The following is an 18,587-nucleotide window of genomic DNA, read 5'->3' as shown; positions in this document are numbered from 1 at the left end:
TTCGAACGTCTAATTACTGAGCCGTAAGAGTGTTGTTACGGGACCGACCGGGACCGGTTGTGTTCGCAGTGTGACCGCCCGGACAATGGAAGAGATGAACGACGACCTGGCGGCCCTCAGTGCCCGCATCGACCGCACCAACGAGCTGCTCCAGCGCATGCTCGCCGAGGTGGCGAAGACGCCCTCCACGCACGCGATCTTCGTCGATGCCGGGTACCTCTACGCGGCCGCCGGGCGCCTGGTCTCCGGGACGGAGGACCGGCGCGCCTTCGACCTGGACGCCGAAGGGCTGATCGACGCGCTCATCGACCGGGCCCGCACGGTCTTCGCGGACAGCAGGCTGCTGCGGGTCTACTGGTACGACGGCGCCCGCCGCCGGATCCACACCGCCGAGCAGCAGACCATCGCCGAACTGCCGGACGTCAAGGTGCGGCTGGGCAATCTGAACGCCAACAACCAGCAGAAGGGCGTCGACTCCCTCATCCGCACCGACCTGGAGTCCCTCGCCCGGCACCGCGCCATCAGCGACGCGGCCCTCCTGGGCGGCGACGAGGACCTGGTCTCCGCGGTCGAGGCCGCCCAGGGCTACGGCGCCCGGGTCCACCTGTGGGGCATCGAGGCGCCGGAGGGCCGCAACCAGGCGGAACCCCTGCTCTGGGAGGTCGACAGCCAGCGCACCCTCGACCTCGACTTCTTCAAGCCGTACGTCTCCCGCCGCACGGCCGCCGCCTACGAGCCGGCCGCGTCCCGGCCCACCCGGGACGACGTGCGGTTCGTGGGTGCGCAGATCGCGGCGAAGTGGCTGGCCGCCCGCGGCCGGGACGCGTTGGTGGAACTGCTGCCCGGCCACCCGTACCTGCCCGGCTCGGTGGACCAGGACCTGCTCGTGGAGGCGGAGGGCCTCCTCCAGTACTCCCTGCGCGGCCAGGCGGACCTGCGCCGCTCCCTGCGCGACGGCTTCTGGGACCACTTGCAGACGCTGTACTAGGCGCCTGCCCGCGGTGAGCGGCGCCGCACCCGCCGGCCCGCAGCCGGTGATCGCGCGGACGCCGGTTCCTCACCCGCGCCGCGTGCCGTCCCAGAAGTCGGCCAGGGCCTGTGCCGTCGGCAGGGGGCGGTCGGCGTTGGGGGAGTGCTCGGCACCCTCGACGACCGTGCGGTGCGCGCCCAGGCGTACGGCCATGTCGTCCAGGACCGGCACGGGCCAGGTGTCGTCGTACGCGCCGGACAGGACGTGCATCGGCAGCGGCACCGCGGCGAGTTCGGCCACACGGTCCGGCTCGCTGCACAACTGCCGTCCCGTCGCGAGCAGTTGCGCGGGCTTGTTGCCCAGCCAGCGCCGGCGCATCTGCTCCTCGTCGCCGAACCCCCGGGCCGGACCGCCCACTTCCTCCGGCGGGCCCATCGCCCGGATGGCCTCCCACACCTCCTCCATCGACATCACGGCCAGCGCGTCGCGCAGCAGCTTCACCCGCTGCTGCTGGGAGACGGAGATCTCGGCCGGGCCGGACGACATCAGGGTGAAGGACAGGAAGGGGGAGTGGTCGAGCAGGACGGCGGCACGGGCGATCTGCCCGCCGAGCGAGTGCCCGACGAGGTGCACCGGCACGCCCAGCGCCGCGGCCTGGGCATGCACGTCCCGGGCCAGTTCCCGCTGGCCGTAGGCCGATTCGTCGCTCTCGGGACCGTCCGACTCGTGCTGGCCGCGCCCGTCCACGGCGACGAGCCGGTACCCGCGCTCCGCGAGCGGCTCGTGCAGCAACCGGAAGTCCTCCTTGCTGCCGGTGAACCCGGGCAGCATCAGCACGACCCCCGCGAGATCCCTGCCCTCCTCCGGCGACGAGTCGACGACGGCGAACTCACCGCGGTCCGTGCGCAGACGGTAGGCACGGGCGCCCGGGGGCGGGGGGAAGGCGGGGTGGCTGGTCACGGGGTGAGGGTAACGGGTGGCACGGCCCTCGGGGCCGCGCGGCGTCCGTGACCGTGCTGCCCCGGAGCGGCGCGAGAACGCCGACGGCCCGGCCCCCGGGTGCGGGGGCCGGGCCGTCGGGAGGGAGGTCAGCCCTCCGTGGGCTCCGCGCCGGCCGTGGCCTTGCGCGTACGGCGTGCCTTCGGCTTCGCCTCGGCCGTGTCGACCGCTGCCTCGGCCTTGGCGGCCGCGGTCTTGCGGGTGCGGCGGGGCTTGGCCTCGGCGGCGTCGGGCTCCTGGACCGTCTGGGCCGGGATGTCGGCGGTGGCGGTCTCGGTGGCCTTGCGGGTGCGGCGGCGCGGCGTGGCCTCGGTGGCCTCGGCCGTGTCGACGGCTTCCTGCGCGGCGGCGGCCGTCTTGCGGGTGCGGCGGGGCTTGGTCTCGGTGACCGTGTCCGCGGCCTCGGCGGTCGCAGCCGTCTTGCGCGTCCGGCGGGGCTTGGCCTCGGCGGCCTCGGCCGTGTCGACCGCTGCCTCGGCCTTGGCGGCCGCGGTCTTGCGGGTGCGGCGGGGCTTGGCCTCGGCGGCGTCGGGCTCCTGGACCGTCTGGGCCGGGATGTCGGCGGTGGCGGTCTCGGTGGCCTTGCGGGTGCGGCGGCGCGGCGTGGCCTCGGTGGCCTCGGCCGTGTCGACGGCTTCCTGCGCGGCGGCGGCCGTCTTGCGGGTGCGGCGGGGCTTGGTCTCGGTGACCGTGTCCGCGGCCTCGGCGGTCGCAGCCGTCTTGCGCGTCCGGCGGGGCTTGGCCTCGGCGGCCTCGGCCGTGTCGACCGCTGCCTCGGCCTTGGCGGCCGCGGTCTTGCGGGTGCGGCGCGGCTTGGCCTCGGCGGCTTCAGCGGCTTCGGCCGGCTCGGCCTCGGCAGGGGTCTCCGCCTGGGCGGCGGCCTTGCGCGTGCGGCGCGGCTTCGGCTCCGTCGGCGCGGCCTCGGTGGTGCCCTCGGCCGTGTCGACGGCGTCCTGAGCAGCGGTGGCCTTGCGCGTACGGCGACGCGGCGCACGGGCCTCGGGCTCGGCGGTGACCGGCTCGGCGACCGGCGCGGCCTCCACGGCCGGCACAGCCGCCACGGTCTCGGTCGCCACCGGCGTCTCGGCCGCGGGCGCCTGCGAGCGGCGCGTGCGGCGCCGGCGCGGCGCGGTGTCCGTCCCGGCGGCCGGCACGGCCTCGGCAGCCGTGCCCTCGGCCGTCGCCACCGCCGCTTCCGCCTGCTCGGTCACCGCTGCCGGGGCAGCCGTGACCGGAGCGGCTCCGGCCGCGGCGCCACCGCGCGTGCGGCGACGGCGGCGCGGCGTGCGCGGCGCCGTGTCGGCCTCCGCCTCGGCCGTACTGCCGGCGACGGCGGTCTCCGGCGCGCCGGTGCCCGCGGGCGCCGGGGCGCCCTCGGTCGACGCACCGCCCCGCGTGCGGCGACGGCGGCGCGGCGTGCGCTCGGAACGCTCGCGGTCCGCGGAACGCGACTCGTCGCGCCCGCCGCGTCCGTCCCGGCCACCGCGGCCGCGCGGCCCGCGGCCGCCCGGCTCGCCCAGGTCCTCCAGCACCTCGGCGTCCAGCCCGGCGCGCGTGCGCTCCGAGCGCGGCAGGATGCCCTTGGTGCCCTCGGGGATGCCGAGGTCCGTGTACAGGTGCGGGGAGGTGGAGTACGTCTCCGGCGGGTCGGTGAAGCCCAGGTCGAGCGCCTTGTTGATCAGCTGCCAGCGCGGGATGTCGTCCCAGTCGACGAGCGTGATCGCCGTACCCTTCGCGCCCGCGCGGCCGGTCCGGCCGATGCGGTGCAGGTACGTCTTCTCCTCTTCCGGCGACTGGTAGTTGATGACGTGCGTGACGCCCTCGACGTCGATGCCGCGGGCGGCGACGTCGGTGCAGACGAGCACGTCGACCTTGCCGTTGCGGAAGGCGCGCAGGGCCTGCTCGCGGGCGCCCTGGCCGAGGTCGCCGTGGACCGCGCCGGAGGCGAAGCCGCGCTGCTTGAGCTGGTCGGCGAGGTCGGCCGCGGTGCGCTTGGTGCGGCAGAACACCATGACCAGTCCGCGGCCCTCGGCCTGGAGGATGCGCGCCACCATCTCGGGCTTGTCCATGTTGTGCGCGCGGTAGATGAACTGCTTCGTGTTCGCGACGGTCGCGCCCGCGTCGTCCGGGGAGGTGGCGCTGATGTGCGTGGGCTGCGACATGTAGCGGCGGGCCAGGCCGATGACCGCGCCCGGCATGGTGGCCGAGAACAGCATCGTCTGGCGCCGCACCGGCAGCATGTTGATGATCTTCTCGACGTCGGGCAGGAAGCCCAGGTCGAGCATCTCGTCGGCCTCGTCGAGGACCAGGCACTTGACGTGCTTCAGGTTCAGCTTCTTCTGCCCGGCGAGGTCGAGCAGCCGGCCCGGGGTGCCGACGACCACGTCGACGCCCTTCTTCAGGGCCTCGACCTGGGGCTCGTAGGCCCGGCCGCCGTAGATGGCGAGGACGCGCACGTTGCGTGCCTTGCCCGCGGTCAGCAGGTCGTTGGTGACCTGCGTGCACAGCTCGCGCGTGGGGACGACGATGAGGGCCTGCGGGGCCTCGGTGAGGTCCTCGGGCGCGGCGCGTCCGGCCTCCACGTCCGCGGGGACGGTGACGCGCTCGAGGAGCGGGAGGCCGAAGCCCAGCGTCTTGCCGGTGCCGGTCTTGGCCTGGCCGATGACGTCCTTGCCCGAGAGGGCGACGGGGAGCGTCATCTCCTGGATGGGGAAGGGGTTGATGATGCCGACGGCCTCCAGGGCCTCGGCGGTCTCGGGGAGGATTCCGAGCTCTCGGAACGTCGTAGTCAGGGTGCTGCCTCTTCTGTGTGGGCGGCGCGAGGCGAGCGCGGGGTCGTGTCAGGACCGTGCCGGGTACGTCGGCTGCCTACGGGCGGGCCGTAGAGCACGGGACCGCGCCGACGCTCTAGCGCTCATGCCGCTGAGGGTGTCCCTCCGGCTGCCGTACGCACTGTGCCGTACGGGCTGGAGGTCTGTCGGGTCGGAGCCGATCGGGCCACCGACCGGGCATCCTCATACGTGCGGCCTGTCGAGGTACGTCGACGTACCAGCAGGCGCATTACCACCATACCCCGGATTCCCGCACATGCGATGGCCGATTTGGTCACGTAGTCGTCGTCACAGTGATCGACCAGGGCCTTACACCCCCCGGCGGGCGGGCTATTGTGCGCTGCATGACGAGCTCTGACAAGCCTGAGAACGCCTCGGACACCGCCGCCTCCGCGGCCACCCCGGTCGCCGCCCGCGACTGGGCTTCGGCCTCCGCCGACCCGCAGTACCGCGCCGCGGTCGTGGACCTGCTGGGTGCGCTCGCGTACGGGGAGCTGGCGGCGTTCGAGCGGCTGGCGGAGGACGCCAAGCTGGCGCCGACGCTGGAGGACAAGGCGGAGCTGGCCAAGATGGCGTCGGCCGAGTTCCACCACTTCGAGCGGCTGCGCGACCGGCTCGCCGAGATCGGCGAGGAGCCGACGCGGGCGATGGAGCCGTTCGTCGCCGCCTACGACGGCTTCCACAAGCAGACGGCCCCCTCGGACTGGCTCGAGGGCCTCGTCAAGGCCTACGTCGGGGACTCCATCGCCAGTGACTTCTACCGTGAGGTCGCCGCCCGGCTGGACTCCGACTCCCGCGACCTGGTGCTGGCCGTGCTCGACGACACCGGCCACGGCGGCTTCGCCGTGGAGAAGGTGCGGGCCGCGATCGACGCCGACCCGCGGGTGGGCGGACGGCTGGCGCTGTGGGCACGGCGGCTGATGGGCGAGGCCCTGTCCCAGTCGCAGCGGGTGGTGGCGGACCGCGACGCGCTGTCGACGATGCTGGTGGGCGGTGTCGCGGACGGCTTCGACCTCGCGGAGGTCGGCAAGATGTTCTCCCGGATCACCGAGGCGCACACCAAGCGGATGGCCGCCCTGGGCCTGGCCGCCTAGCGGGCCGCCGCGTCCCGGCCGGAACCGCCCTCGGGGTCTTTCCGTCGCCCCGGCCGCCGGCGCCTGCGGCCGCTCAGGCGGTCGCCGACCGGCGGCGCAGTCTTCCCGCGGGGCGCAGCAGCAGCGACAGCGAGGCGACCGAGACGATCACCGCGCCGAGCAGCACCACGAGCAGATGCCCCGCGTCCAGCGCGCTGTGCATGACGAACGCCCCGAACAGGGCGCCCATGACACCGGTCGACAGGACCAGGGGGCGGGACGGGAGGCGGTGCGGCAGGCGGTGCACGGCCGCCCAGGCCAGCGTGAGGCCGAGGAGCGCGGAAGTCAGCGTTTCCAGGAGCATGTCGGGGGTCCCTCCCACACGGCCGGCCTGCCCGAATCGGTCGTAGCCCGTCTTACCCCTGACCTGCGGAATCCAATCCACCTGTGGGGTGCCTGTGCTCCATTCGTGGAGACATGCCGAAACCCGGAGGCGGGAACGCGAACGCTGGCAGGAACGCGAACGGTGGCGGGAACGCGAACGGGGCGGGACCGCCGACCGGCGGTCCCGCCCCGTTCGCGTGCGAGCGCCTACAGCGCGCCGAAGCCCACCTTGCGCGGAGCCGGCTCGCCGAGCTCCACGTAGGCGAGACGGTCGGCCGGGACCAGGACCTTGCGGCCGTGCTCGTCCACGAGGCTCAGCAGCGCCGACTTCCCGGCCAGCGCCTCGGACACGGCCCGCTCGACCTCCTCGGCACTCTGACCGCTCTCCAGAACGATCTCGCGGGGCGCGTGCTGCACGCCGATCTTGACCTCCACGGCTATGTCCCTCCGACGGTCAGTGATGTGCGCGACCTTCCGCGCCGTACGCAGCACACATTAGCCCGGTGAGGGGACGTACATGCTCCGCCCGGGAACGCCACGAGCGAACACCGGGCGGGAACAAAGCGCCCGTCAGTGGTGCGGCTGATCCGTCCCGTGCAGCGGGAAGCCCGCGATGCCCCGCCACGCCAGCGAGGTGAGCAGCTGCACCGCCTGGTCGCGCGGCACGCTGCGGTCGCTGTGCAGCCAGGAGCGCGCCACGACCTGGGCGAGGCCGCCCATGCCCGAGGCGAGCAGCATCGACTCCGCCCGCGACAGGCCGGTGTCCTCGGCGATCACGTCGCAGATCGCCTCGGCGCACTCGTTGGTGACCTTGTCGACGCGCTCGCGCACGGCGGGCTCGTTGGTCAGGTCCGACTCGAAGACCAGGCGGAAGGCGCCGCCGTCGTCCTCGACGTACGCGAAGTAGGCGTCCATCGTGGCGCGGACGCGCTGCTTGTTGTCGGTCGTCGAGGCGAGCGCGCTGCGCACGGACTGGATGAGCGACTCGCAGTGCTGGTCCAGCAGGGCGAGGTAGAGGTCGAGCTTGCCCGGGAAGTGCTGGTAGAGCACCGGCTTGCTGACACCGGCCCGCTCCGCGATGTCGTCCATCGCGGCGGCGTGGTAGCCCTGGGCCACGAACACCTCCTGGGCGGCACCCAGAAGCTGGTTGCGTCGGGCACGGCGCGGCAGGCGTGTACCTCTCGGGCGAACCGCCTCTGTCTGCTCGATGGCTGTCACGCCGCCTCCCAAAGTCGTCCACGTGCGGATCTGGCCGCGTCGCCATCGTACTTTTCGGTAACCGTGGTGTGCGCGGTGAGAGCGCAGAATTTCACGGACCGGACGGTTACGAAAGCGGTTGACAAGGTTTCAAACAGGTTCAGAGCGGGCAAAATGCGGCCCCTTTCCTGCTCGGTGGTGCGTTCCGCCGCCCTTCGGCGACGTGCGTCACCGGTAGTCGTCCTCGTCCAGCGAGACGATCCGCGCCTGCTCCGCCATGTCGGCCTCGTTGGCGCGCCCCGGGTCGACGGCCGTCAGCGGGTCGTCGCGGTCCGGCGCGATGTCCGCGTGCTGCTCGGCCGCGTCGACCTCGGGGGCCTCGACGTCGAACTCCGGCGCCTGCGGCGCGTCCTCGGCCTCGAACGTCTCCGGGTCGGTGGGGTCTACGGCCATGCTGGGCTCCCTTCCTGCGATCGTCCCTGGGAATGCAGGGGCCACACGCGGGTGCCCTCTCCACGAGCGTAGGAGACACCCGTTCCGGACGCTATGCGATCCGCGTCCGGAGTGTGACCCGTTGTGCGTCCCGTCGACTGCTTTCCATGGTGCTACCGAGTGCCTCGGGTGCGACCCCCCATCCGGCTCATTCCTGTGACGGCGAACACACGGGCCGCCGCGTGATCGTCTCGTAACATTGCCGCATGTCTTCGACCGAGCTGCCGTTCGTGCCGCCTGCCAACGTGCTGCCGAAGGTGAGCACCGTCCGGGTGGCGGAGGGCGAGCGGCTGAGGTCGGTCGAGCTGCCCGGGGTCACCCTCACCGTCCGGTCCAGGCCGCCGGCGCGCGACGGGCTGCCGCCCGCCCTGTACGTGCACGGGCTCGGGGGCTCGTCGCAGAACTGGTCGGCGCTGATGCCGCTGCTGGCGGACGCCGTCGACAGCGAGGCACTGGACCTGCCGGGCTTCGGCGACTCGCCGCCACCGGACGACGGCGACTACTCCGTCACCGGGCACGCGCGCGCGGTCATCCGCTACCTCGACGCCTCCGGCCGCGGAGCCGTGCACCTGTTCGGGAACTCGCTCGGTGGCGCCATCGCCACCCGTGTCGCCGCGGTCCGTCCCGATCTGGTCCGTACGCTCACGCTTGTGTCACCCGCTCTGCCCGAGATCCGCGTCCAGCGCTCCGCCGTGCCCACCGGGCTCCTGGCGGTGCCCGGCGTGGCCCCGCTCTTCACCCGCCTCACCCGGACGTGGACGGCCGAGCAGCGGGTCCGCGGCGTCATGGCCCTCTGCTACGGCGACCCCGGGCGCGTGACGCCGGAAGGGTTCCGCAACGCCGTGCAGGAGATGGAGCGGCGGCTGAGGCTGCCTTACTTCTGGGACGCGATGGCGCGTTCCGCGCGCGGGATCGTCAACGCCTACACCCTGGGCGGCCAGCACGGACTGTGGCGCCAGGCCGAGCGGGTCCTCGCACCCACCCTGCTCGTCTACGGCGGCCGCGACCAGCTCGTCGGCTTCCGCATGGCCCAGCGGGCGGCCCGCGCCTTCCGCGACTCCCGGCTGGTGACGTTGCCGGAGGCGGGCCATGTGGCGATGATGGAGTACCCGGAGACGGTGGCCACGGCATTTCGCGAACTCCTCGCCGATGCGGGAGAGTTGGGCACCGAGCGGGCGCGACGGGCGGAGAGTGTCGCGCAGGACGGGCCAGAGCCGGAGAGCACCGACGAGAGCATGGGGGGCTGAGGCGCGACGTGGGACGCCACAGCCGCCGCGGGCCGGTCGCCAAGGGCGACACCGCGGAGAGCAGGGCCGCTTCGGCGCAGAGGCCGGCGCCCGGCTCCGACACGAGCCGGGGCGGCCGCGCCGCGGCACCCGGCGCCGCGCAGGGCGGCTGGCCGCCGCCTGGCACGCGCAGGCTCCCGGGACCGCGTCCCGCGCCCTCCCCGGGGGCCGCACCGCGGCACCCCGACAGCGGCTTCCCGGACGGCGCGCCGGCGCACGGTGTCCCGCGTCTGCCCGACGGCACCCCGGCGCACGGTCTGCCGCCTCTGCCGGACGGCACCCCGGCGCATGGTCTGCCGCCTCTGCCGGAAGGCACCCCGGTGCGAGGTGTGCCTCGGCTGCCGGGCGGTACTCCTGGTCGTGGAGTGCCGGGTTCCGGCGGTGGGACGGTCCCGCGGGATGATTCGCGGTTCGCGGACGGCACGCCCCCGCGCGGAGTGCCGCGCATGCCGGACGGCACCCCCGCCCGGGGTGCGCACCGGCCGCCGGACGGCACGCCCGCGCACGGGTTCCCGCAGGTCCGGCGCGGTCACCCCGAGCAGCGGGAAGCCGGGGGCGGCTGGGGTGAGTCGAGGGGGAGCGGCGGGGGACCCGCCGGAGTCGGTGCTCCGATACCGCGGCAGCGCCGGGCGTCCGTGCCCGCGCCGCGGCAGGAGTATCTCGACGCCTTCGACGAGGAGGACGACGTCTTCGCGCCCCGTACGCCCGCCTCCGCGCACGCCGCGGACGCCGGCGGTTCCGCGCCGGACCGGAAGGCCGGCGCCCCGGCCGGTTCCGGCGACGCCGGCCGGCCCTCCGGTACGCCCGTGCCCGGCAAGGGCGGCAAGGGCCGCGCCTTCACCGGCATCGCGGCCGCCGCCGTGACCACCGTGCTGGCCGTCGTCGTCGCCGGACAGGTCGCCGACGACCGGGGCGGGACCGGCGTGCAGTCGCAGTCCGCCACCGATCAGGCCCGTGACCTGCGTGATTCCGCCTCGCGTGCGGACGGCAGGGCGCCCGCCCCGCTGCCCGCCGCGCCCCCGCCGACGTACGGCGAGAAGATGGGCCGGATCTACCCGCTCGGCGCCGCGTTCACGGGTTCGGGGAAGTTCGACGCCGTCCCCGGCATCGACAAGGCGCCCGGCACCGGCCGGAAGTACACCTACCGCGTGGACGTGGAGCGCGGGCTCGGACTGGACGGGGAACTGTTCGCCGAGGCCGTGCAGAAGACGCTCAACGACGGGCGCAGCTGGGCCCACGGCGGCGCCCGCACCTTCGAGCGCATCCACTCCGGCGAGCCCGACTTCGTCATCACGCTCGCCAGCCCAGGCACCACCGCCGACTGGTGTGCCAAGTCCGGTCTGGACACCACCGTGGACAACGTCTCCTGCGACTCGGCCGCCACCGAGCGCGTGATGATCAACGCCTACCGGTGGGCCCAGGGTTCGGAGACCTACGGGGACGGCAGGATCCACGCCTACCGCCAGATGCTGATCAACCACGAGGTCGGGCACCGGCTCGGCTACGGTCACGTGACCTGTGACAAGGACGGCGATCTCGCCCCGGTCATGCAGCAGCAGACCAAGTTCCTGGAGCACGACGGCATCAGCTGCCGCGCCAACGCCTGGCCGTATCCGGGCAGTTGACCCGCAGGGCGGGGGTGTGGCGCGGCTCGCGTTGACATGTGCAGAGAGTTCGTACATATTTCTGAGCATGTCGCCCCGTCACGTCTCCGTTCGCGCCGCCATCGAGCTGGCGCTCATCGGCGTGACCCCGCTCTGCGTGGCCGACATCCACTGTTGCTGACGCCCGCCCGAGGCGCGCGTCGCGAATCAGCACCCTCTTGTGCGTGACCCCGTCACGCCTTCTTCGACGACCCGGCGCCGGGCAGACGTCTGTCTTCATCCGTCTCACCCTTCGTCACTCCGTCTCGCCATCCGGGATCGTCCGATCCGGACACGGCGGGACGCCCTTCCGAGAGGTCGTCATCCCGATGCGCCAACCGTCCGTCACAGCGCGCCGCGTGGCCGCGGCATCCGTCAGCCTGTTCCTGGCAGCGGGTGCCGCCGCCTGCGGGCCTGAGGACAACGATGCCAAGGCCGCCGGCGGCGACTCCACGCCTAACAAGGGCGGCACCCTCACCGTCCTGAACGCCAACCCGCAGCAGGACTTCGACCCCGCCCGCCTCTACACCTCCGGCGGCGGCAACGTCCCCTCCCTGGTCTTCCGCACCCTCACCACCCGCAACCGGGAGAACGGCGCGGCCGGCGCGAAGGTCGTCCCCGACCTGGCCACCGACACCGGGCGTCCCAACAAGGACGCGACCGTGTGGACGTACACCCTGAAGGAGGGCCTGAAGTTCGAGGACGGCACGCCGATCACCTCAGCCGACATCAAGTACGGCATCGAGCGCTCCTTCGCCCCCGAGCTGTCCGGCGGCGCCCCCTACCTGCGGGACTGGCTGACCGGAGCCGCCGACTACCAGGGCCCCTACAAGGACAAGAAGGGCCTGGACGCGATCGAGACGCCGGACGAGCGGACCATCGTGTTCCATCTGAACAAGCCCGAGGGCGAGTTCCCCTACCTGGCCACGCAGACGCAGTTCACGCCCGTCCCGAAGAGCAAGGACAAGGGCACCAAGTACGAGGAGCACCCGGTCTCCTCCGGGCCCTACAAGGTCGTGCGCAACGAGAACGACGGCGAGCGGCTGATCCTGGAGCGCAACACCCACTGGTCCGCCGCGACCGACGACGAGCGCAAGGCCTACCCGGACAAGATCGACGTACGGTCCGGGCTCGACTCGTCCGTCATCAACCAGCGGCTGTCCGCCTCCCGCGGAGCGGACGCCGCCGCCGTCACCACGGACACCAACCTCGGCCCGGCGGAACTCGCCAAGGTCACCGGCGACAAGGACCTCGCCGCGCGTGTGGGCACCGGGCACTTCGGCTACACCAACTACCTCGCGTTCAACCCGAGGATCAAGCCCTTCGACGACGTCAAGGTGCGCCGGGCGATCTCGTACGCCGTCGACCGGTCCTCCGTGGTCAACGCGGCCGGCGGATCCGCCCTGGCCGAACCGGCCACCACCTTCCTCCCGAACCAGAAGTCCTTCGGCTACACGCCCTACGACCTCTTCCCGGCCGGCAAGGCCGGTGACCCGGCCAAGGCCAAGCAGCTGCTGAAGGAGGCCGGGCACCCGAATGGCCTGACCATCACGCTGACGCACTCCAACGCCAAGGACTTCGAGACCAGCCCGGAGATCGCGACCGCCGTCCAGGACGCCCTGAAGAAGGCCGGCATCACGGTCAAGCTCCAGGGCCTGGAGGAGAACGACTACTCCGACAAGATCCACGACGTGAAGACCGAGCTGGGTCTCTTCCTCGCCCACTGGGGTGCCGACTGGCCCTCCGGCGGTCCCTTCCTCGCCCCGATCTTCGACGGCCGGCAGATCGTCGAGGACGGCGCGAACTTCAACACCGGCCTGCTGGACGACAAGTCCGTCAACGCCGAGATCGACGCGATCAACAAGCTGACCGACCTCGACGAGGCCGCGAAGCGCTGGGGCGCGCTGGACAGGAAGATCGGCGAGAAGGCCCTGACCGTCCCGCTGTTCCACCCGGTCTACAAGCGCCTGTACGGCGAGGACGTCAAGAACGTCGTCATCAGCGACTGGACCGGTGTGCTGGACGTCTCGCAGGTCGCGGTGAAGTGACGTCGTGAGCGAGGCACTCGTCACCGTCGAGGCGGCCCGGACGGACACCACCGTCCCGGCCGCCTCGGGGGCCCGTCAGTTCTGGCGGCGGCTGCGCACGCAGCGCGCCGCCCTCGTCGCGGCGGCCGTCGTCGCGGCTCTCGTCCTCGTCGCGCTCGCCGCACCCCTGCTCACCGCCGTCGAGGGGCAGGACCCGACCACCTACCACCCCGCCCTCGTCGACTCCGCGCGCGGCGGTGTGCCCGTCGGCCCGTTCGGCGGCGCGGGCGCCGACCACTGGCTCGGCGTCGAACCGCAGACCGGCCGGGACCTCTTCGCCCGGCTGGTGTACGGCGCGCGGGTGTCGCTGGGCGTCGCGCTGGCCGCGACGGTCGTGCAGCTCGTGCTCGGCGTCGTCGTCGGTGTCGCGGCCGGGCTCGGCAACCGCTGGGTGGACCTCGTCCTGACCCGCGTCGCCGACATCTTCGTCGCCATGCCCCTGATGGTCGTCGCCCTCGCCCTGCTCGCCGTCGTGCCCACGAGTTTCCCGCGCCCCGTGCTCGTCGCGCTGGTCGTGGGCCTGGTCTCCGGCTGGGGCACGCTCGCCAAGATGGTGCGCGCACAGACCCTCACGCTCAAGCAGCTCGACTACGTCGCCGCCGCCCGGCTCAGCGGCTGGGGCACCGTCCGCATCGCCCGGCGCGAACTGCTGCCCGGGCTCGCGGCGCCCGTCATCACCTTCGCGGCCATCCTCGTCCCTACGAACATCACCGTCGAGGCGGCCCTGTCCTTCCTCGGCGTGGGCGTGAAGCCGCCGACCCCGTCCTGGGGGCAGATGCTCACCTCCGCCGACGTCTGGTACCAGGCCGCGCCGCAGTACCTGCTGCTGCCCGCGGGCGCGCTGTTCGTCACCGTCCTCGCTCTCACCGTGCTCGGCGACGGCGTGCGCACGGCCCTCGACCCGCGCGCCTCCTCACGCCTGCGCGTCGGAACGGGCCGCGAGAAGGAGGCCTCGTGACCGGCTTCGGCGGCTTCGTGCTGCGCCGCGCCGTCGGCGCCCTCGTCACCCTGTTCGCCCTCTCGCTGATCATCTACGTCGTCTTCTACGTCACGCCCGGCAACGTCGCCCAGATCACCTGCGGGCCCCGCTGCTCACCCGCCCAGGTGCAGCAGGTCGCGGAGCAGCTCCATCTGAGCGACCCGTTGTACGAGCGGTACTGGCACTTCCTGCAGGGCCTGGTCGCCGGCCAGGACTACTCCACCGGCACCGCGGTGCAGCACTGCTCCGCGCCCTGCCTCGGGCTGTCGTACCAGAGCGACCAGCAGGTCACCGCCCTGATTCTGGCCAAGCTCCCGGTCACGGCCTCCCTCGCGCTCGGTGCGATGGTGCTGTGGCTGATCATCGGCGTCGGCACCGGCGTGCTGTCGGTGTGGCGGCGCGGGCGGCTCACCGAGCGGCTGCTGACCACGCTGACCCTCGCGGGCATGTCCACGCCGGTGTTCGTCATCGGCCTGGTGCTGATGATCGTCGTCTGCGGCCAGCTCGAACTGCTGCCCTTCCCGCAGTACGTCGCCTTCACCGAGGACCCCGAGCAGTGGGCCTGGAACCTGCTGCTGCCCTGGCTGTCGCTCGCGCTCATCGAGTCCGCGACGTACGCCCGGCTGACCCGGTCCGCGATGCTGGAGACCCTCGCCGAGGACCATGTGCGCACCTTCCGCGCCTACGGCGTCGGCGAGCGGGCCGTCATCCGGCGGCACGCGCTGCGCGGCGCCGTGGCCCCGCTCATCGCCGTGAACGCCAACAACATCGGCGTCCTGTTCGGCGGCGCGGTGCTCACCGAGACGCTGTTCGGCCTGCCCGGCGTGGGCCGGGAGATGGTCGAGGCGGTCAAGGTCGTCGACCTGCCGGTGGTCGTCGGCATGGTCCTGGTCACCGGCTTCTTCGTGGTCCTCGCCAACGCCGTCGCGGACGTGCTGTACGCGGTGGCCGACCGACGGGTGGTGCTGACATGAGCCTGGTCGAGGTGACCGGTCTCCAGGTGGACTTCGGCGGGCTGCGGGCCGTCGACGGGCTCTCCTTCCGGCTGGAGCAGGGCGCCGCCCTGGCCCTGGTCGGCGAGTCCGGGTCCGGCAAGTCGACGGTGGCGTCCGCCCTGCTCGGCCTGCACCGCGGCACCGGGGCCCGGGTGCGCGGCGAGGTCCGGGTGGCCGGCACCGACGTGCAGGCCGCCTCCGAGGAGGAGCTGCGGCGGCTGCGCGGCGGCAGGGCCGCCATGGTGTTCCAGGACCCGCTGTCCTCCCTCGACCCGTACTACGCGATCGGCGACCAGATCGCCGAGGTGCACCGGGTGCACGCGCGCGTGTCCCGGCGGGCGGCACGCGCGCGTGCGGTGGAGGTGCTGGACCGGGTGGGCATCCCGGACGCGGCACGCCGCTCGCGCTCCCGGCCCCACGAGTTCAGCGGCGGCATGCGCCAGCGCGCCCTCATCGCCATGGCGCTCGCCTGCGAACCCGCCCTGCTGATCGCCGACGAACCGACCACCGCCCTCGACGTCACGGTGCAGGCCCAGGTCCTCGACCTGCTGCACGACCTGCGCACCGAGACGGGCATGGGGCTGCTCCTCGTCACGCACGACGTGGGCGTGGCCGCCGAGAGCGTCGACGAGGTGCTGGTGATGCGGCACGGCCGGGCGGTCGAGCAGGGCCCGGTCGCCACCGTCCTGGGCGCTCCGGAGCAGCCGTACACGCGTGAGCTGCTGGCCGCGGTACCGCGGGTGGACGCGCCGCGGGTTGTGGGGGCGGGATTGGGGGAAGCCGCGCCGGCGGTGCCGGGGGCGGCCGGGCCGGGGGCGCCCGGTGAGGTCGTGCCTGGAGTGCCCGGTGAGGTCGTGCTGGAGGCGAGCGGTCTGCGGCGGGCGTTCGGGCGGGGCAAGCGTGCGGTCACGGCCGTGGACGACGTGTCGCTGACCCTGCGACGCGGCGAGACCCTCGGGATCGTGGGGGAGAGCGGCAGCGGCAAGACGACCCTGGGCCGCATGCTCGTGGGGCTCCTGCAACCGACCGCCGGGTCGATCACCCTCGACGGCCGTCCGCACACCGGTGTGAACCCGGCCGTGCAGATGGTCTTCCAGGACCCCGTGTCGTCGCTCAACCCGCGGCGCAGCGTGGGCGAGTCCGTCGCGGACCCGCTGCGGGCGCGCGGCGAACGCGACCAGGAACGCGTGCGGGCGCGGGTGGGGGAACTCCTGGAACGCGTCGGCCTGGAGGCGGCGCACCAGGACCGCTACCCGCACGAGTTCAGCGGGGGGCAGCGCCAGCGCATCGGCATCGCCCGGGCCCTGGCGGCCGACCCGCGGGTCGTCGTCTGCGACGAGCCGGTCTCCGCGCTCGACGTCACCACGCAGGCCCATGTGGTGGCCCTGCTGGGGGAGTTGCAGCGCGAGCTCGGGCTCGCGCTGGTCTTCGTGGCGCACGACCTGGCCGTCGTGCGCCAGGTCAGCGACCGGGTCGCGGTCATGCGGCGGGGCAGGGTCGTCGAGGAAGGGCCGGCCGACGAGGTGTACGCCTCGCCGCGGGACCCGTACACCCGTCGGCTGCTGGCCGCCGTACCGGCCGTCGACCCCGAGGCTGCCGCCCTGCGCCGGGCGCGACGGCGGGAGCCCGCGGTGGTGTGAACGCCGGGCGCACCGCACGGGATGCCCCCGGGAGCGCGGCGGGCAGCGCCGCCCCGGCGACAGGAGTTGGCCGGGGCGTGACGATCCGTGTCCGGTTGATCTCCTAGCGCGACGGAACGCGACCCGCACGGGAAAGTTACGACCGTTCACCCCTTTTGGTGGTGCGACGGACAACCGTCCGTCGCACCCCCGCCTTGTCCGCATACGTTCGTCCCGCTGCGAGCCGCCGGGCAACGGCGGCTCCCCATACGGGAGATCGGGGGTGCACTCGTGCGCATCGGACTGCTGACGGAGGGTGGCTATCCGTACGTGAGCGGTGACGCCAGGCTCTGGTGCGACCGGCTCGTACACGGGCTCGCCCAGCACGAGTTCGACGTCTACGCGCTCAGCCGCAGCCGGCACCAGGAGGACGAGGGCTGGGTCCCGCTGCCGCCCAACGTCCGCAGGGTGCGCACCGCTTCACCCTGGTCCGCCGAGGACGACGAAGCCGTGCTGGGCCGCCGGGCCCGCAGGCGCTTCACCGAGTGCTTCGCCGAACTGGCGGCAGTGCTGTGCGGCGCGGGCGCGGGCGGGTCCCCGAGCGGGACGGCCGCCGCAGCCGCCGGGGCTCCCGCGGAGGGGTTCACCCCTGAGGCGGACCGTTTCGCCAACGCTCTGTACGCGCTCGCCGAACTGGCCCGCGACGAGGGCGGCCTGACCGGAGCGCTCCGCTCGGAGGCCGCCGTGCGCACGCTGGAGCGCGCCTGCCGCGCGCCCGGCGCGCACCGGGCGGCCCGCGAGGCCCGCGTGCCCGACCTCCTCACCGTCACCGCCCACCTGGAAAGCGCCCTGCGCCCCCTCTCCCTCGACTGGTACGAGGACGACGGGCTCGGCGCCGTCGACGTGTGCCACGCCGCATCCGGCGGCACGGCCACCCTGCCCGGACTGCTGGCCCACCACTTCACCGGCGTGCCCCTGATGGTGACCGAGTACGGCGTGCGCCTGCGCACGCACTACCTCACCACCCCGGACGCCCCGCCCGCCGTACGGTCCCTGCTCGCGGCCTTCCACGGTCTGCTCGCGGCCGAGGCCTACCGGCGGGCCGAGGTCGTCACCGCCGGCAACACCCACGCCCGGCGCTGGCAGGAGCGCTGCGGCGCCGACCGGGGCAAGCTCCGCACGGTCTACCCGGGCATGGACGCCCGGCCGTTCGCGGAGGTGGGGGAGTCCCCCGAGTACGCGGATCCGCACACGCTGGTCTGGGTCGGCCGCGTCGAGCCGGCGAAGGACCTGGTCTCCCTGCTGCACGCCTTCGCCGAGATCCGCAGGCAGGAACCGCGGACCCGCCTGCGCGTCGTCGGAGCGGCCGCCGGTGACGAGGGCGCCGCCTACCTCGGGCACTGCCGGACGCTGGCCGCCCAGTTGTTCCCCGACGAGGCCGCGGGGCCGCACGCCGCCGGGGACAACCCCGTGTCCTTCGAGGAGATCGGCGGCCCCGAACTGCCGTCCGCCGCCGAGGCTTACGCCTCGGGCGCGGTGACCGTCCTGTCCAGCGTCGTGGAGGGCTTCCCGGCCGGCCTCGTCGAGTCCATGCTCTGCGGGCGGGCGACGGTCTCCACCGACGTCGGCGCGGTCGTGGAGATCATCGGCGGCACCGGGCTGGTCGTCCCGCCGCGCAATCCCCGGGCGCTCGCCGACGCGTGCGTGGCGCTGCTGCGCGACCCCGAGCGCCGTCAGCGCCTCGGCGCCGCCGCCCGCGCCAGGGCGCTCGAACTGTTCACGGTCGAGCAGAACATCGAGGCCTTTCACGGCATCTACCTGGAGATCGTCTCGCGCGCGCCCGTCCGCCGGGCCCTCGACGGCGCGGGCGAGCCGCTGCCCTTCGCGGTGCCCGCCGAGGCGCGGGTTCCCGTGCGGTGGTCCTCCCCGTCGCCGCGCCTCGCCGCGCGCCGGGGTCCCGGCTGGGCCGCGGGCCGTCCCGTCCGGGCGACCACGCCGGTGCCGGCCCCGGAGGGAGCGCGATGAAGGACCT

Annotated in this window: 16 protein-coding genes; 10 read left to right on the top strand and 6 right to left on the bottom strand. The window is 73.5% G+C overall.

The genetic code is table 11. The annotated features are described in order from the left end of the window. The first annotated feature begins 94 nt into the window (after positions 1–94). The gene (locus ACH4C6_RS02585; RefSeq protein WP_398106679.1) at positions 95–988 is read left to right on the top strand and encodes an NYN domain-containing protein; all 894 of its coding nucleotides are present in this window, start codon (positions 95–97) and stop codon (positions 986–988) included. A 69-nt stretch (positions 989–1,057) separates the two neighbouring features. Here the strand turns inward: ACH4C6_RS02585 and ACH4C6_RS02580 are convergent, their stop codons facing one another. Further along, positions 1,058–1,930 (bottom strand): alpha/beta fold hydrolase, encoded by an 873-nt coding sequence (locus tag ACH4C6_RS02580; RefSeq protein ID WP_398106678.1) that lies wholly within the window; start codon positions 1,928–1,930, stop codon positions 1,058–1,060. 128 nt (positions 1,931–2,058) lie between these two features. Further along, positions 2,059–4,668 carry a DEAD/DEAH box helicase gene (locus ACH4C6_RS02575; protein ID WP_398106677.1) on the bottom strand — a complete coding sequence of 870 codons (2,610 nt, stop codon included), beginning with the start codon at positions 4,666–4,668 and terminating at the stop codon, positions 2,059–2,061. 476 nt (positions 4,669–5,144) lie between these two features. On the opposite strand from ACH4C6_RS02575, the gene ACH4C6_RS02570 reads away from it, so the two are divergent. Continuing rightward, the gene (locus ACH4C6_RS02570) at positions 5,145–5,894 is read left to right on the top strand and encodes a ferritin-like domain-containing protein (protein ID WP_398106676.1); all 750 of its coding nucleotides are present in this window, start codon (positions 5,145–5,147) and stop codon (positions 5,892–5,894) included. Between the two features lie 73 nt (positions 5,895–5,967). On the opposite strand, the gene ACH4C6_RS02565 is transcribed toward ACH4C6_RS02570, so the two are convergent. The 4 genes from ACH4C6_RS02565 to ACH4C6_RS02550 form a co-directional block, all read right to left on the bottom strand. Next, complete coding sequence (locus ACH4C6_RS02565; RefSeq protein ID WP_398106675.1) at positions 5,968–6,237, bottom strand: hypothetical protein; 270 nt, start codon at positions 6,235–6,237, stop codon at positions 5,968–5,970. Between the two features lie 227 nt (positions 6,238–6,464). Beyond that, a complete protein-coding gene (locus ACH4C6_RS02560; RefSeq protein ID WP_037674258.1) occupies positions 6,465–6,692 on the bottom strand; it encodes a DUF3107 domain-containing protein in 228 nt (75 codons plus the stop codon). Positions 6,693–6,827: 135 nt separating this feature from the next. Next, positions 6,828–7,475, bottom strand: coding sequence for a TetR/AcrR family transcriptional regulator (locus ACH4C6_RS02555; protein WP_398106674.1), 648 nt, complete (start codon positions 7,473–7,475; stop codon positions 6,828–6,830). 207 nt (positions 7,476–7,682) lie between these two features. Further along, positions 7,683–7,907 (bottom strand): hypothetical protein, encoded by a 225-nt coding sequence (locus ACH4C6_RS02550; protein ID WP_398106673.1) that lies wholly within the window; start codon positions 7,905–7,907, stop codon positions 7,683–7,685. A gap of 245 nt (positions 7,908–8,152) precedes the next feature. On the opposite strand from ACH4C6_RS02550, the gene ACH4C6_RS02545 reads away from it, so the two are divergent. The 8 genes from ACH4C6_RS02545 to ACH4C6_RS02510 all read left to right on the top strand — a co-directional run bounded on the left by ACH4C6_RS02545 (position 8,153) and on the right by ACH4C6_RS02510 (position 18,580). Further along, positions 8,153–9,193 (top strand): alpha/beta fold hydrolase, encoded by a 1,041-nt coding sequence (locus ACH4C6_RS02545; RefSeq protein WP_398106672.1) that lies wholly within the window; start codon positions 8,153–8,155, stop codon positions 9,191–9,193. Positions 9,194–9,201: 8 nt separating this feature from the next. After that, positions 9,202–10,857 (top strand): DUF3152 domain-containing protein, encoded by a 1,656-nt coding sequence (locus ACH4C6_RS02540; protein ID WP_398106671.1) that lies wholly within the window; start codon positions 9,202–9,204, stop codon positions 10,855–10,857. Positions 10,858–10,924: 67 nt separating this feature from the next. Continuing rightward, positions 10,925–11,017, top strand: a complete 93-nt coding sequence (locus ACH4C6_RS02535) for an Ms4533A family Cys-rich leader peptide (RefSeq protein WP_311774658.1) — start codon at positions 10,925–10,927, stop codon at positions 11,015–11,017. Between the two features lie 187 nt (positions 11,018–11,204). Continuing rightward, a complete protein-coding gene (locus ACH4C6_RS02530) occupies positions 11,205–12,923 on the top strand; it encodes an ABC transporter substrate-binding protein (RefSeq protein ID WP_398106670.1) in 1,719 nt (572 codons plus the stop codon). A gap of 4 nt (positions 12,924–12,927) precedes the next feature. Beyond that, positions 12,928–13,920, top strand: coding sequence for an ABC transporter permease (locus ACH4C6_RS02525; protein WP_398106669.1), 993 nt, complete (start codon positions 12,928–12,930; stop codon positions 13,918–13,920). Further along, positions 13,917–14,915: an ABC transporter permease gene (locus ACH4C6_RS02520; RefSeq protein ID WP_398106668.1), complete on the top strand. Its 999-nt coding sequence runs from the start codon at positions 13,917–13,919 to the stop codon at positions 14,913–14,915. Before ACH4C6_RS02525 ends, ACH4C6_RS02520 begins: the two co-directional genes overlap by 4 nt. Then, on the top strand, positions 14,912–16,576 hold the full coding sequence (locus tag ACH4C6_RS02515) for a dipeptide ABC transporter ATP-binding protein (RefSeq protein WP_398106667.1): 1,665 nt from the start codon (positions 14,912–14,914) through the stop codon (positions 16,574–16,576). The genes ACH4C6_RS02520 and ACH4C6_RS02515 overlap by 4 nt, the downstream gene beginning before the upstream one ends. A gap of 270 nt (positions 16,577–16,846) precedes the next feature. Further along, positions 16,847–18,580 carry a DUF3492 domain-containing protein gene (locus tag ACH4C6_RS02510; RefSeq protein ID WP_398106666.1) on the top strand — a complete coding sequence of 578 codons (1,734 nt, stop codon included), beginning with the start codon at positions 16,847–16,849 and terminating at the stop codon, positions 18,578–18,580. Positions 18,581–18,587 lie beyond the last annotated feature (7 nt).

The sequence above is a fragment of the Streptomyces sp. NPDC017943 genome, from assembly GCF_044328425.1.
GTDB classification, from domain to species: Bacteria; Actinomycetota; Actinomycetes; order Streptomycetales; family Streptomycetaceae; genus Streptomyces; species Streptomyces djakartensis_A.
Note: the sequence above shows the minus strand (reverse complement) of the source record. Positions and strands in the feature narration are given on the sequence as shown.